Source organism: bacterium, from assembly GCA_028820935.1.
In the GTDB taxonomy this organism is placed as follows: Bacteria; Actinomycetota; Acidimicrobiia; order Spongiisociales; family Spongiisociaceae; genus Spongiisocius.
In genome coordinates, this window is sequence record JAPPHZ010000011.1 from 22,614 (window position 1) to 37,445 (window position 14,832).

Annotated in this window: 10 protein-coding genes; 6 read left to right on the top strand and 4 right to left on the bottom strand. The window is 66.7% G+C overall.

What is annotated here, in order from left to right; translation table 11 throughout:
- Positions 1-200: 200 nt before the first annotated feature.
- From hpnC to ispH, 6 genes are all read left to right on the top strand, one after another.
- Positions 201-1,145 (top strand): squalene synthase HpnC, encoded by a 945-nt coding sequence (gene hpnC / locus OXM57_02270; GenBank protein ID MDE0351508.1) that lies wholly within the window; start codon positions 201-203, stop codon positions 1,143-1,145.
- Positions 1,142-2,017 carry a squalene/phytoene synthase family protein gene (locus OXM57_02275; GenBank protein MDE0351509.1) on the top strand — a complete coding sequence of 292 codons (876 nt, stop codon included), beginning with the start codon at positions 1,142-1,144 and terminating at the stop codon, positions 2,015-2,017. The genes hpnC and OXM57_02275 overlap by 4 nt, the downstream gene beginning before the upstream one ends.
- A complete protein-coding gene (hpnE, locus tag OXM57_02280; protein ID MDE0351510.1) occupies positions 2,014-3,402 on the top strand; it encodes a hydroxysqualene dehydroxylase HpnE in 1,389 nt (462 codons plus the stop codon). The genes OXM57_02275 and hpnE overlap by 4 nt, the downstream gene beginning before the upstream one ends.
- Positions 3,399-4,415 carry a polyprenyl synthetase family protein gene (locus OXM57_02285; GenBank protein MDE0351511.1) on the top strand — a complete coding sequence of 339 codons (1,017 nt, stop codon included), beginning with the start codon at positions 3,399-3,401 and terminating at the stop codon, positions 4,413-4,415. Before hpnE ends, OXM57_02285 begins: the two co-directional genes overlap by 4 nt.
- A 136-nt stretch (positions 4,416-4,551) precedes the next feature.
- Positions 4,552-5,568: an ABC transporter ATP-binding protein gene (locus OXM57_02290; protein MDE0351512.1), complete on the top strand. Its 1,017-nt coding sequence runs from the start codon at positions 4,552-4,554 to the stop codon at positions 5,566-5,568.
- 242 nt (positions 5,569-5,810) lie between these two features.
- Complete coding sequence (gene ispH, locus OXM57_02295; protein ID MDE0351513.1) at positions 5,811-6,989, top strand: 4-hydroxy-3-methylbut-2-enyl diphosphate reductase; 1,179 nt, start codon at positions 5,811-5,813, stop codon at positions 6,987-6,989.
- On the opposite strand, the gene OXM57_02300 is transcribed toward ispH, so the two are convergent.
- The 4 genes from OXM57_02300 to OXM57_02315 all read right to left on the bottom strand — a co-directional run bounded on the left by OXM57_02300 (position 6,903) and on the right by OXM57_02315 (position 14,735).
- The gene (locus OXM57_02300; protein MDE0351514.1) at positions 6,903-8,078 is read right to left on the bottom strand and encodes an oxygenase MpaB family protein; all 1,176 of its coding nucleotides are present in this window, start codon (positions 8,076-8,078) and stop codon (positions 6,903-6,905) included. The two genes, ispH and OXM57_02300, sit on opposite strands and share 87 nt — an antisense overlap.
- Positions 8,075-10,312, bottom strand: a complete 2,238-nt coding sequence (locus tag OXM57_02305) for an MMPL family transporter (GenBank protein MDE0351515.1) — start codon at positions 10,310-10,312, stop codon at positions 8,075-8,077. Before OXM57_02305 ends, OXM57_02300 begins: the two co-directional genes overlap by 4 nt.
- A gap of 229 nt (positions 10,313-10,541) precedes the next feature.
- Positions 10,542-13,280 carry a phosphoenolpyruvate carboxylase gene (gene ppc, locus OXM57_02310; GenBank protein MDE0351516.1) on the bottom strand — a complete coding sequence of 913 codons (2,739 nt, stop codon included), beginning with the start codon at positions 13,278-13,280 and terminating at the stop codon, positions 10,542-10,544.
- Between the two features lie 147 nt (positions 13,281-13,427).
- Positions 13,428-14,735: a hypothetical protein gene (locus tag OXM57_02315; protein MDE0351517.1), complete on the bottom strand. Its 1,308-nt coding sequence runs from the start codon at positions 14,733-14,735 to the stop codon at positions 13,428-13,430.
- Positions 14,736-14,832: the final 97 nt, after the last annotated feature.

Below are 14,832 nucleotides of genomic sequence, written 5' to 3' on the forward strand. Positions count from 1 at the left end.
TAGCAAATGTTAGCAACTCCTGACACTGACCACTCCTTGGGGCAGACCGACTAGGGAGACTCGTGGCCGTTCGGGAGAAGGCTCCGGGTTGTTCCAGTAGGTCAGTCCCCGTATGGGGCTTGTTAACTATTCTCGGGGCGGATCGTTTCTGATAGCCGGGATCGACCGACCGTGGTCGTGTTCCCGGGGTGGGAGGTACGGTGTCTGCCGAGAGGGCGACCGACCGGGTTTCGCTGACGGGAGCGGACGGACCGCGCTCGTACCAGGCCGGTCCCGTGGTAACCGGGAAGCACGTGGAACTCGATGCGGTGATGGCCAAGGCGGGCGCGGAGAACTTCCCGGTTGCGCTTCGCCTGCTCCCGAGAGAAACACGCCGGCACCTGGAGGCCATCTACGGTTACGCCCGGCTCGTGGATGATCTGGGGGACGAGTTCCCGGGAGACCGATCCGCCGCCCTTGACTGGGTCGATTCGGAACTGGACGCTCTTTTCTCTGGCTCACCCCGCCATCCCGTGTTTCGCCGGCTGGCGCCCATGGTCGACGGCTTCGGCGTGCCGCGCCGGCCCTTCGATCGGTTGCTGGCGGCCAACCGGCTGGACCAGCACAAGACCCGCTACGAGACCCGCCAAGAACTGCTCGACTACTGCGCCCTGTCCGCCAACCCGGTCGGCCACATGGTGCTGGCGGTCTTCGAGGCGACCACCCCGGAACGCCTCGCCGCATCGGACGCGGTGTGCAGCGGCCTCCAGGTACTGGAGCACCTCCAGGACGTGGCCGAGGATGCGAGGGCCGGACGCGTCTACCTGCCCGCCGAGGACATGGCGCGGTTCGGGTGCTCGGTCGAGGACCTCTCGGCCCCCGAAGCCGGGACCGCCCTCCGGGAACTGGTCGCCTACGAGTCGGGATTCGCCCGTGAGCTGGTCGAGGAGGGCTTTCCACTGGTCCGGTCCCTGACCGGGTACGCCCGCCTGGCGATATCGGGCTTCGTGGCAGGGGGGCTGGCCGGCCTGGACGCCATCGAGAAGGCCGGCTTCGAGGTGTTGGGCGGCACCCGGCGCGCCGGCCGAGCGGGCATCCTCCGCCGCTTCATCCGCGTCTACCTGGGTCGGCGACGCCAGGGGGACCGCGCGAAAGCAAGTCCGTGACCCCCGAGCGCGCATACGAGACGTGCGAGCGGATTACCTGGGAGGCGGCCCGCAACTTCGCCTACGGCATCCGGCTGCTTCCCCCTCCCAAGCGCCGGGCCATGGCCGCGCTCTATGCCATGGCGAGGCGCATCGACGACGTCGGAGACGGAACCTGGCCCCGCGACCGCAAGCTCGAGGAGCTGGAAAAGCTCCATGGGGCGATAGAGAGCCTTCGCGCCGGAGACGTGGAGGACCGCGACGATCCCGTGCTGGTGGCCCTGGCCGACGCCGCGGCCCGTTACCCGATCCCGGTCGGGGCACTGCACGAGATCGTCGAAGGTTGCGAGATGGACGTGCGGGGCGCGGAGTACGCCACGATGGAGGACACGATCCGTTACTGCCGGCTGGTGGCGGGGTCGGTGGGCCGCCTCTCGCTCGGCGTGTTCGGAGTCCGAGGCGGCCGGCGGCGGGAGCCGGTGGGGGAGAGCGAGGCTTCCCGGATGGCTGATGATCTGGGCGTGGCCTTCCAGCTGACCAACATGCTGCGGGATATCGCGGAGGATCTGCGGATGGGTCGCATATACCTTCCAGAGCAGGAACGGGATCGCTTCGGCATAGCGCCTGGTCGGTGGACCCCGCCGGAGCGGGTCGGCGCCATGGTCGAATACGTGGCGGGTCAGGCCTCGGTCTGGTTCGACAGCGGCCTGGTGCTGCTGGCGCATCTAGACCATCGCAGCCGGTCCTGCACGGCCGCCATGGCGGGGATCTACCGGCGGCTCCTGCGGCGGATGCGCGCCCAGCCCACCCTTCCCCTCACCGAGCGCGTCAGCCTCCCGGCCTGGGAGAAGGGCCTGGTGGCGGTTCGTAGCATCTCCGGTCTGCAGCCGTGAGCAACCGCCCCCGAGTGGTGGTCGTGGGTGGCGGCCTGGCCGGCCTTGCGGCCGGTCTGGAAGCCGCTGACCGGGGAGCATCGGTGACCCTGCTGGAACGACGTCCCCGCCTGGGCGGCGCGACCTGGTCCTTCGAGCGGAAGGGGATCTCGTACGACAACGGCCAGCACGTCTTCCTCCGTTGCTGTACCGCTTACCTGGCCTTTCTGGAGAAGATCGGCTCGATCGGCAACGTGATCATCCAGAAGAGGCTGAACATTCCCGTGCTACGACCCGGGGGTAAGGCGGGAAGGATCCGGCGTACCTTCGGACCTGCCCCCCTTCATCTGGCGCCGTCGCTCCTGGCTTACCCTCATATCAGCCTCAGGGCCAGGTTGAAGGTCCTGGCGGCCGGAAGAGTCCTGCGAAAACTCGACCCGGAGGATCCGACTCTTGACAGGATGTCTTTCGGTGACTGGTTGGCCGCCCGCGGTCAGCCGGCTGAGGCCGTGGAGAGATTCTGGGACCTGGTCGTGCTACCGACGGTGAACGTCCATGCTCGGGACGCATCCCTCAAGCTGGCCGCCAAGGTGTTCGTCACCGGGCTCCTGACCGACGCCGCGTCCGCAGACATCGGCTGGGCGTCGGTACCGCTCTCGGTGCTCCACGGTGACGCCGGCCGGCGCGCCCTGGAGGCTCGGGGGGCCCACGTGGTGACCCGGGCGGCGGTGTCATCGGTTCGATCCGGTTCCGGGGAACGCCTGGAGGTCACGGTCAGCGACGGGAGCATCGAAGCCGATTCGGTGGTGGTGGCCGTCCCGCACGACGTGGTCGGTTCGATGCTTCCATCGGGTGCCGTACCCTTCCAGGACCGTCTGGACCGGCTGGGGGTCTCGCCGATCGTGAACGTGCATCTGGTCTATGACCGTCCCATCACCGACCTCCCGATGTTCGCCGCGGTCGGGAGCGACATCCAGTACGTGTTCGACCGGACCGGAGCAGCCGGTCTGGACGACGGCCGCCAATGCCTGGCTATCTCCCTGTCGGCGGCGGATTCCCATCTCGGTGCGAGGGCGCCGGATCTGGTGGAGCACTTCGTGGCGGAGATGGAGCGCCTGCTGCCGGCCGCGGCCGGGGCGGTCGTGACCGAGTCGATGGTCACCAGGGAACCGAGGGCGACCTTCCGCGGAGGGCCCGGCACCCATCCGTTCCGATCCGGCACCGAGTGCGAGGTACCCGGGGTCTTCCTGGCCGGCGCCTGGTCCGGCACGGGATGGCCGGCCACGATGGAGGGGGCGGTGCGCAGCGGCGTCGAGGCCGGACGCCGGGCGGCGAGGTTTGCCATTCGGAATGGGGACCCGATACCGGAGACGGTTCCACCGGCCGCTGAGGGGGTCAGGACGTGAGGCGCACCACACCGGACTTGCTGGAGCGGACCCGGGTCATGGTCGAACCCGCCCTGATCGAGGCGGTGGGACGGCTGTCCTCGAGCCTCGCTGTCATGGTCCGCTACCACTTCGGGTGGATCGACTCGGCTGGGGCTCCGGTGCCGAACCCGCGCCACGGCAAGGGCATCCGGCCCACGCTTGCGCTCATGTCGGCAGAAGCCGTGGGTGCGGCGGCCGAAGTCGCCCTTCCGGGGGCGCTCGCGGTGGAGATCGTTCACAACTTCTCGCTCGTCCACGACGACATCATCGACAACGATCCCGAACGCCGGCACCGGGCCACGGTATGGAAGGCCTTCGGCGCCGGCGATGCCATCATCGCCGGCGATGCCATGATGCTGCTCGCTCTCGAGTTGCTGCTGGACCGGCCCACGCCGCCGCGGGTCGCCGCGGCCGCCGACCTGTCGGGAGCCACTGCGTCAATGATCGCCGGCCAGCACATGGACATGTCGTTCTACCGCTCGGAGGCGGTGGATGTCGACCTGTGCTGGGAGATGGTCTCTCTCAAGACGGGCGCCCTGCTGGCTCATGCCTCGGCGGTGGGGGCCATCCTGGCCGGCGCGCCGGAACAGACGGTCCGCCGGCTCCGGAGCTTCGGGCTGGAGTTGGGTCGGGGGTTCCAGGCCATCGACGACCTGCTGGGTATCTGGGGAGATCCCTCGGTGACCGGCAAGCCGGCCGGTAACGACCTCAGGGAGCGCAAGAAGTCGATCCCGGTGGCGGTGGCGCTGGCCTCGGGTTCCCCGGCCGGCAGCAGGCTGGCCGATCTGTACGCCCGGGAGCGGCTGGATGACGACCGGATCGAGGCGGCTGCCGCCCTGGTCGAGGAGGCGGGCGGGCGGGAGGCGACCGTCTCCGCGGCCCGCGACTGCATGCAGCGGGCGGCTGATGCCCTCAGGGGGGCGGACATAGACCCGCAGGTAGCCGGAGAACTGGAGGACCTGGCCGCTTTCGTGGTCGATCGCGACTTCTGATCGGGTTTTTCCCATTCCGATTGGAGGGATAACGCCGGGCCGATGTATGATTAGTCAGGTTGCCCTAACATCACGGATAAGGTAGCCGTTAGCCGGATGCTCAACCCTTCGTAGCACGGCCCCTTCAGGAGCCCGTATGTCATATCTACAGGCAAACGATGTCGCCAAGCGTTTCAATGGCACGTCCGCGCTGGCCGGTGTCGACCTGGCGGTCGAACAGGGCGAGTCGCTGGCGCTGCTCGGTCCCAGCGGATGCGGCAAGACCACGCTGCTGCGCATCCTGGCCGGTCTGGAGGTTCCCGATCGGGGCGACATCACGCTAGAGGGCAGGACCCTTACGGGTACGGCCCGGTTCGTCCCTCCGGAGCAGAGGCGTATCGGGATGGTCTTCCAGGACTGGGCACTGTTTCCCCACATGACGGTGGCCAGGAACGTGGCGTTCGGCCTGGGCAAGGGGGGAGACCGGAGCCGGGTCTCCGAGACGCTGGATCTGGTCGGCCTGTCGCATCTGGCGGACCGCTACCCCGACGAGTTGTCGGGAGGGCAGGCGCAGCGGGTGGCTGTGGCCAGGGCTCTGGCGCCCCGTCCCCGGGTGCTGCTCTTCGACGAGCCGTTCTCGAACCTCGATACCGGCCTGCGCACCAGGATCCGGGCCGATGTGGCGGCGCTGATGCGCGAGGTGAGGATGACTTCGATCTTCGTCACCCACGACCAGGAGGAGTCGTTCGTGGTGGGGGACCGGGTGGCCGTGATGCGCGAGGGTCGGATCGAACAGGTCGGCCGGCCGGCCGACGTGTACCAGAGCCCCGTCTCCGCCTGGGTGGCCACCTTCGTCGGCGAGGCCAACGTGCTGGGCGGGCTGGCGACCAACGGGCACGTTTCCACCGCGGTCGGACAGATTCCCCTGGCCGACCCGGTGAGAGGACCGTGCCAGGTCGTCGTACGTCCCGAGTACCTGGCGGTGGGCCGGGGGGACCAGGGCGTGGTCTCCGCGGTCGAGTTCTACGGGCACGACACCACCTACCAAGTGGCTCTCAACGGGACGAAACTGGTGGCCCGGGTGATCGCCGCACCCGACTTCGCACCCGGCGACCGGGTATCCGTGTCCTACGCCGGCCCCGGAGCGGCCGCCTTCGCCTCCGCTAGTCATTAGTTGTTAGTTGTGGTTTGTTGGTTGGATGTCAGTCAGGCCGCAGTGGTTCCCCCTAACCTGCTGTATCACGAGCCTCTTCGACTCAGCACTATGGAAACCCAAGCGCCTACCAACATTGGAACGATCGAATCCATCGCTAAGGGTGATAAGATCTAAAATCTATTAGTAACTATCGGCCTAGAAACTAATCAACTAGTGACTAGCAACTATCGACTAGAAACTAGCCGGGGTACAATTCCGACATGCCGGTGACCGCCCTACCGACCACCCACCGTCCCAGACGCGTGTATCTCGCCGAGCCGAACGGATATTGCGCCGGGGTGTACATGGCCGTCAAGGCGCTCGTCTGGATGGTCCAGATATTCGACGCCCCGGTCTACTGCTACCACGAGATCGTCCATAACCGGTTCGTCGTGGAGTGTTTCGAACGAGCCGGGGTGGTGTTCGTCGACTCGATCGACCAGGTGCCGCAAGGCGCTCCCGTCATGCTGTCGGCCCATGGCTCGGCCCCCGAGGTGGTGCGGGACGGGGAAGACCGGGCCGGGATCGTCATCGACGCAGTCTGCCCGCTGGTGGCGAAAGTTCATCATGAGGTCAAGCGGCGGGCGGCGAAGGGGTTCGACATCATCTTCGTGGGCCACGAAGGGCACGATGAGGCGGTGGGCACGATGGCCCGGGCGCCTTCGAACATCACCCTGGTCGAACCGGAGACGGGGCTGGTGGGCTTCAGGCCAAGGGATCCCGGCAAGGTGGCGCTGTTCGCCCAGACCACCCTCGGGATGCACGAGTGGGAGGCGATCAGGTCCGAGGCCTCGGGGCGCTACGAGAACCTGGAGACCTCTCGCAAGAGCGATCTCTGCTACGCCACCACCAACCGCCAGGATGCGGTACTCGAGATGAGTTCCGAGTGTGATCTGATCCTGGTGGTTGGTTCCGACAACTCGTCGAACACCAATGCCCTGGTCCGGACCGCCCGTATGCGCGGCGCCGCCGCCTACCGGATCGACTCCGCGGATGCGATCCGAACCGAATGGTTGGACGCTGCGGAAGTGGTCGGGCTGACGGCGGGCGCATCGGCTCCCGACCACCTGGTCCGGGAGGTGCTCGAGCGCCTCGATCCTGCCGAAGGGTGGAGCCTTTTCCGGGTTACCGAGGAGGATGAGTACTTCCCTCTGCCGCGCGGGCTGAGGGCCTTGCTGAATGCGTTGGTGTCGACGGTCCGGATCGGGTTCTCTGCCCCCTCGAACGGTAAGGGACCGCTCGACTACGACCGCCAGGTCACGGCTACCGACGCGCTAGCCAAGCTGGAGTCGTTCCCGTCGGGTCAGCCGGCCCTACCAGCGGCTGGACTCCTCGGCGTACACATGGTCGGGCAACCTGTAGCTGATCCCGGCCTCGTCGAAGACGGAGACCTGGAGTAGGGACGTAAAGGCGGTGAAGTTGTTGTTCTGCTTGGCCAGCGGCTTCACGTACCGGGCTGTGAAACGCTGGTAGCGCCGCTGCATGCGGAACCAGGGGAGCACCCCGACCAGAGGGGTGGCCGGATAGTTCAGCTGGTCGGAGAGCGTCCTACCGATCAGGGCCCGGGAAACGCGGAACACGTAGTTGGCGAAGTTCTGCCGGACCTTCGGATCGGTCATATCCACGAGCAGCGGGCCCGAGTTGATCAACGCGTTCGCCATCGCTATCGATTCGAAGTCGGGCTCCGGCTCGCATAGGCGCCCGATCTCGAAGACCTTCAATGCCTCTTCCTCGTCGGTGTACAGGATCGGATCGGGGATACCCATCAGGTGGCCTGTATACCGCCATACGGCCATGAATCCGGCTCGTTCCTCATCGGTATAGGTAGCGCCGAGGTTCTTCATGTGCTTGAGCAATCGGGCCGAGAAGGCCACGATGGCGAAGCCGAGGTGGGCGGCGCTGACCGGCAGACCCCAGGCCTCCTCGTCCCAATCATCGGAGTTCGCCAGCAGGCTCCTGATCTGGGCATGCAGGATGCGGATCCGCACCGACAGCTTCCAACCGTCCCCTTGCCGCTCCATACCGCCGGGCATGAAGATCTCGACCATGTGCCGGTTGTTCTGCTTCAGGCGACGTACACCCTGGTCCCGAAGGCGTCCGGTTATGAAGAACGACTTGGCGATGTTGGTCGAGAACCCTTCGACCAGGGTGCCGGCGAGCATCGATGCGAGCACGACCGGCGAGTTCCTGTGGAACATGCGGACGCCGGGCAGGAAGTCGGCTTGGTTCACCCAGTCTGGAGGCGTCTCCATCGGGTCGAAGAACTCCCGCACGAACGAGGGCGCCCGGCGTAGGGCCTCCTCATCCCGGTCCATACCCGCGGTGACCAGCGGTAGGGCCTGCTCGGTGGGCATTTCGTGGATTCTCTCGATGAAGGCATCGGCCTCGGGGTCCCCGACCCGGGTATGGACGATGTAGTTGCGCGCCATCTCCGCATCGACGAGGCGGGCCTCGGCATAGCCGGCCGCGTAGTCGGTCGGAATTCTCACCGGTTGCGATCCTCCCCGGGGCCATTTGCCGGATGCTCCTCCTCTGCCTCGACACGCAGGTCGGGCAGCCAGTTCAGCCAGGGCGGCATGTACCAGTTGCGCTTGCCCAGCACTTCCATGCTGGCCGGTACCAGGACGGAGCGGACCAGCGTGGCGTCCAGTAGCACGGCCACCGCCAAACCGAAGCCCATGAGTTGGTTGATGATGGTCCGTCCCGTGGCGAAGGCGCCGAACACGACCACCATGATGAGGGCGGCGCCGGTGATGATCCCGGCGGTCGAACGGAGTCCGTAGGCCACCGCCTCGGTGTTGTCGCCCGTCTCGTCGTAGCGTTCGCGTATCCGGCTGAGCAGGAAGACGTGGTAGTCCATGGACAGCCCGAACAGGACGGCGAACAGGAATAGCGGTATCCAGGCGTCGATCACGTCGGCCCGCTGGAATCCGAACAGGTCGATCGCGACTCCCTTCTGGAATACCAGCACCAGCAGCCCGTATGTGGCGCCGACGGAGAGCAGGTTCATGATGATTGCCTTGAGCGGGATGACCAGGGACCGGAAGACCATCATCAGGATGACGAAGCTGAGGCCGAGCACCAGGGCGAAGACGATCGGTGTGTAGACCCTCACTATCCCGAAGAAGTCGGCCACCTCTGCGGTGAGACCACCCACGTAGACCTGGACGGGGGCCCCCTCGAACGCGGTCGGGATGATCTCGTCGCGGAGGACCGACATCAATTCGGCGGCCTCCGGACTGCTCGGCTGACCCGGGTAGGGAAGGGACAGGAGCGTCAGATCCCCGGCCGCGTTCACCTCCCGGGTGGGGGGCACCGGGAACCTGGGATCGGCGATGAGCGCCCCCTGCAACTTCCCGATCGCGGCTGTCACGGCGGGGTCTTCGGCGTCGCCGTCCACGACTATCTCGGCCGGGCTGAGTACGCCGGCGGGGGTGACACTCCCCACGGCGAACTTCTCCTCGAGCAGCAGGAAGGCTTCCTTTGTCTGCGCGCCATCAGGGAAGGTGTTGACATCGTTCAGCCCCGTCCGCATGTCCAGGTAGAAGTAGGACAGGGCGAGCATCGGGATGGCGACGAGGAGGATGCTGATCACCGGGCGGCGCATCACCATCCGGGTGACGTTCTCCCAGAAGCCCTCTTGGGACATGTCGGGGCTCTTGAGCGAGAACCTGGCCAGGAATCGAATCCGGAGAAGGTCCACCTTCGGACCGAGCAACGTCAGCACGGCCGGGAGCAGGGTCAGCGTCGCCAGCATGGCGAAGATCACCACCAGGATCGCCCCGAGCGCCAGGGATTGGTAGAAGGAGGCCGGGGTGATCAGGAGACCGACCAGGGCCAGCACCACGGTGGCGCCGCTGAAGATCACCGTCCGACCCGCTGTCGCGGTGGCACGTCCTACCGCGTCACGCGCCGGCAGCCCGCGCGCCATCTCCTCCTTGAAGCGTGAGACGACCAGGAGCGAGTAGTCGATGCCGACCGCCAGACCGATCATCACCACCATCAGCGTGACGAAGAAGACCAGCTGGAACTGCTGGCCGATGACGGCAACGGCTGCCAGGGCGAGGACGATGGCCACCACGGCCAGACCCAGCGGGAGCAACATGGCCACCACCGCGCCGAGGAGGACCAGCAGGATGACGAGCGCTACCGGGACCCCGAACCGCTCGCCCCTCTCCAGGTCGTGAATGGCCAGTTCGTTGGTCTCGAAGGCAACGCTGGCGTCGCCCCCGATCAACACCCGGAAGCCACCCACCCCGTTGGCTTCTTCGACGATGTGGATGACGTCACCGACGTCCACGGTGGCGTCCTGGGCGCTACCGGTCATTGCGAAGGCCATGATGGTGGTCTGGCGGTCACGGGAAACCAGCACCGGATTGTTGGAGACGTAGAAGTGATCCTGCAGGGCCACCACGTCGGGTCCCAGCCCTGTGATCTCGGCGGCAAGCGACTCCACCTTCGTTCGGAAGGCCGGGTCGTCCACGGTCATGGATGGCGACTCGACCACAACCAACTCTGCCAGCTGCCTGGGGCCTCGCAACCTGTCCTCGAGGAGCGCGGCGGCCTGCTCCGATTCGTAGCGCGAGGACAGCCGGAACTCGGTAGTGGTGGCGCTGTCCAGCAGCCGGTCGATCAGCCCGAGCGAAACCAGCACCAACCCAACCCATATACCGATGGTGACCAGCGGCCGGCGCGTCGAGAAGCGGGCGAGCGGTCCGAGCATCAGGTCTCTCCTCCTTATCCGCCGTTCACGGAAGAAATTGCTGGCAGATCCGTGACCCTAGGTCCCCCGGATGGCCGGATGAGGATGTCCGAGAACATCCCTTCCCCACCCTAGCGACGTTTCCGCTTCCAGCCGCGCTCGTCGGGCCTCATGCGGTCTGCGCGAACACCCGACGGACCCGGTGCCCCTATCCGTCTCCGGCACGGCGGCGACAGGCGACCGGGTGTCGTCAACCCGTGTTGCGCATGCCCGCCGCGATGCCGTTGATGGTCAGGAGTAGTCCGCGCCGGTATCTCTCGGGGTCGCCTGAACGGGATCGTTTCAGTAGTTCCACCTGCAGCACGTTCAGCGGGTCCAGGTAGGGGTCACGCACCGCCAGGGTCCGCCGCAGCAGCGGGCGATCGGCCAGCAGGTCGGCCCCGGTCACCCGCCGGAGTGAGGTAACGGTCAGAGCGTATTCAGCGGCGATCATCTGGAGCATGGGCCGGCGCTCGACCGGTACCAGGTTGTCCACGTAGTGGCGGGCGATCGAGAGATCGGTCTTGGCCACGGTCATCTCGACATTGGAGATGAAAGTGCGGAAGAAGGGCCACTCCCGGTACATCCGGGCCAGATCGGTCCCCAGCCCCGCCTCGGCGGCCGCCGCGAACCCGCTTCCCACCCCATACCAACCGGGGACGATCTGGCGTGACTGGGTCCAGCCGAACACCCACGGAATGGCCCGGAGGTGGGTGACCCCGGCCGTCTGGTGTCGCTTCGCGGGGCGGGATCCGATGTTGAGCAGGCCGAGCTCCTCCACCGGCGTCGAGGTGGTGAAGTACTTGACCATGCCCGGGTCGTCGATGAACCGCCGGTAGGTCTCGTACGCGGCGGAGGACACGAGGCTCATGATCTCGTGCCATCGCCGTACGTCCTCGACGGCGTGGTGAGGGGCACGGTGGGCCAAGGACGCCTCCACCAGGGCCGAGAGTGCCAGTTCGAGGTTCCGGTGGGCGAGTTCGGCCAGACCGTACTTGTCGGCGATCACCTCGCCCTGCTCGGTGAGCTTGATGACGCCGTCCAGCGCTCCGTACGGCTGGCTGAGGATGGCGGCATGGGTGGGGCCGCCTCCCCGGCCGACGGACCCGCCGCGTCCGTGGAAGACGTCGATCCGTATCCCGGAGCGGCGGGAGAGGTCGCGGATGGCCAACAAGGCCTTGTGGATCTCCCATTGCGAGGTGGTGATCCCTCCGTCCTTGTTCGAGTCGGAATATCCGACCATGACTTCCTGGATCCCGCCGCGCAGATCCAGGAGCCGCCGGTAGGCGGGCACCTCCAGCAACTCCTCCAGGGTGGGACCGATCAGCCGCAGGTCGTCGATGGTCTCGAACAGCGGGACGAAGCCGAGGCGCGCCACGCCCCGTGCCGGATCGACCAGACCCACTTCGCGGGCCAGCATCATCGGGGCCAGCACGTCGTCCACTCCCCGGGCCATCGAGATGATGTAGGAGTCGATGACCTGATCGCCGTGCTCGTCTAGCAGATCCCTCAGCAGGCCGAAGAGATCCAGGGTCTCGTCATCCCCGGCGCCGGTACCCGGCGGCGCCACCGGCCGGGTACCGGAAAGCTCGCGGGCCAGGAACCCGGTCCTGCCTTGCCGATCCAGGTCGCCGTAGCCGGTACCGAGGTAGGAGGTGAGCGATGCGATTGCCCGGTGGTGGTGATCGGTGTGCTGGCGGATATCGAGCGCGGCCAGATGGAAACCGATCGTGGCCGCCAGCAGCCGGGTTCGCGCCAGCCGGCCGCGGGCCTGGAGGGTCCCTCGATTCTCCCGCAGGGAGGACTCGAGCACGGCGAGGTCGTTGAGGAGTTCACGCGGAGAGCGGTAGGCGCGCGGTCCGCCGTCGCGTGCCTCCACGAGGCGCTGGTGGACGATCGCCAGGCCCTGGCGGTAGGGCTCGCGGTCCTTGGTGGATTCCAGCGCATCGCGATAGGACTCCCGGCTCCGGTCGACGAAAGATGCCAGCCCGTCCGATATCTCCGTGATGCGGGTGTTCGCGCTCAGTTCGCCGGCCAGACCCGCTACCTCGGAGATGAGAATCTCGAGGGCGGTCTGCCGCTGCTGTTCCACGACCGTGAGCGTCATCTCCGGTGTGACGTTGGGGTTTCCGTCCCGGTCGCCGCCCACCCATGAACCGAACCGGATCGGGCTGGCATCGGTGCTCAGCTCGCCGCCGATCAGATGCACCGCAGCGGCGATGTTGTCCAGCAGGCCCGGTATGGCCTCGCGGACGGTCTGTTCGAGGTAGTGGCGGACGAAGCGGGCTTCGTCGATCGGGTTCGGCTGCTGGTCGCGAAGCTCGTCGGTCTGCCAGATCGCCTCGATGAGTTCCTCCACCCGGCGGTCGACACGCGCCCGATCCGCCTCGGAGGTTCTCGGGTTGCTTCTGGTCGCGGTGGCGTCGGCGATCTCGCTGAGCTTCTCGAGGACCGTGCGGCGGGTGGCCTCGGTCGGATGGGCGGTGAAGACCGGCTTCAGCACCGTCCGGTGGATCAGAGCGACGGCTTCGGCGGCCGGTATCCCCGACTCGACCAGCGCGACGAGGCTCTCCTCGAATCCGCGTTCGAGCGTGTCCCCCTCGGCGTTCAGATCCTCGACCCGATGGACCTGCTCGGTCACGTTGGCGAGATGGAAGTAGACGGTGAAGGCTTTAGCCAGCTGGAGGGCCGTTTCGAGATCCACCTCTCGCAGCAGCTCGGCGAGCTCATGGGACACCTCGACCTGTGCCGACCGCAGCCGGCGGGACAGGGTCCGGACCCGTTCGACAGAGTGGAGTAGTTCCTGGCCGTGCTGCCGGACCAGTGTGTCGCCCAGTTGGCGGCCGAGGCGCCGGATATCGGCCCGCAGGTCGGCGTCGGCCAACTCGGTGGAGGCCCCTCGGCGCGACGGCTCAGGTGTGTCCGCGGTGGGTCTTGGCGTCGGTTTCATGCGCAGTGGCTCGTCACAGCCGGTCCAATGGCCATTCTCGCAGTACGGGACGCCGGCACGTTCGCTCTCATCTCTAGGCCGAGAAAGTGGAGGGCGCCGGTAGCCGGCGCCCTCCAGGTTCGTGCTCGGTTGTCGGTCGGGATCGGACTAGCCGGCGGCCAGAGCCTCCGCTATCCAGGCGTCAACCTGAGCCTGATTGTTGGCGATCCACTCTGCGACCAAGGCACTGACATCCTCGCCGGCATCCTGTCTGACGATCTGCAGCGACACGTCTACGACGTTGAGCCTTACGATCTCCAGCAGCTTCGCCGCGGCCGGGTGATTGGCCAGCATGTCGTGGCGTGCGGAGGCGATGACATCGGCTGCTACCCAACCAATGTCGCAGACCCCGTCGTCCGCCGCGCTCGGGCAGGCATCGGCGCCGATCGCGGGAGAGGTGCCAGGCCTCTGGTCCCATTCCTCTCCGCCTTCACGGCCGAGCGGATTGGAGTTGTCGATCGGGTTCTCGACGCCGACCCACACGACATTGTCGCCAGGACGCAGAGCCGTGATGTACGAGCTCGGGGTCCACGTGTACGCCACCATCGGCTCGCCGGCGTCAGCCTTGGCCGTGGCCTCCGCGAACATGGCGTCGTAGCCTGCCAGCACCTGATCGATGTTCTGCCATCCGGAGAAGGCGATCTGGCTCTGGATGATGTCGTCACAGGTCCAACTCTCCGGGCATCCGTAGATGTCGGCGATGCCGTTGCCCGGGTTGAAGTCCTGTGCGTCATAGGCCGCGATGGCGTCGGCGTTGTTGTTCAGATCATCGAGGGTGGCTATCCCGTACTCCTCGGCGAACGACTTGGTGATCAGGTAGCCCTGCAAGCCGCCAGCGAGCATCAACTCACCGACCCGCCTCACGTGCTCACCGACCAGGGAGCCGTCCGGCAACTCCGCCGCCAGCCAGCTGTTGTGTCCCGGGTACCAACTGTTGACCCAGAAGTCGGCCTCACCCTGAGCCATTGCCAGGTAGGCCAGGTTGGGGCCCAACTCGAGATCGGCGGGATCGGACACCTCGTAGCCCAGCATCTGCATCATCTGGCGCATCAACTCGGCCTGGAAGTAACCCGTCGACCAGTTGGCTCGGGCCATGGTCAGGCTGACACCTTCACCGGGCAGCCGCGCGGCCTCCGCTTCCATAGCGGCCTGCTCCTCGGCGGCCCTCGCCTCGGCCTCTGCCTCCATGGCTTCGGCCTCGTCCAGCGCAGCCTGGGCATCTGCCATCATGGCTTCGGCGTCGGCCTGTGCCTGGGCAGCTGCGGCCTGCTCCTCATCCGACATGGCCTCGGCCTCTTGGGCCATGGACGCGGCTTCCTCCGCAGCGGCTTCCGCCTCGGCCATCATGGCCTCGGCGTCGTCCATCATGGCCTGGGCCTCTGCCAGGGCGGCCTCGTCCACCACAACCTCTGTCACCGTCACCGTTGCTGGGGGTGCGGTCGTAGCTGGTTCGTCAGCGGTGTCATCTCCACAGGCTGCTGCCACGAGAGCGAGAACAGCCAAGACTGCGGTG

Excerpts from the sequence above, each read along its gene's own strand:
- ppc (MDE0351516.1), bottom strand. The coding sequence starts at position 13,280 with ATGAAACCGACGCCAAGACCCACCGCGGACACACCTGAGCCGTCGCGC.
- OXM57_02290 (MDE0351512.1), top strand. The coding sequence starts at position 4,552 with ATGTCATATCTACAGGCAAACGATGTCGCCAAGCGTTTCAATGGCACG.
- OXM57_02305 (MDE0351515.1), bottom strand. The coding sequence starts at position 10,312 with ATGCTCGGACCGCTCGCCCGCTTCTCGACGCGCCGGCCGCTGGTCACC.
- ispH (MDE0351513.1), top strand. The coding sequence starts at position 5,811 with ATGCCGGTGACCGCCCTACCGACCACCCACCGTCCCAGACGCGTGTAT.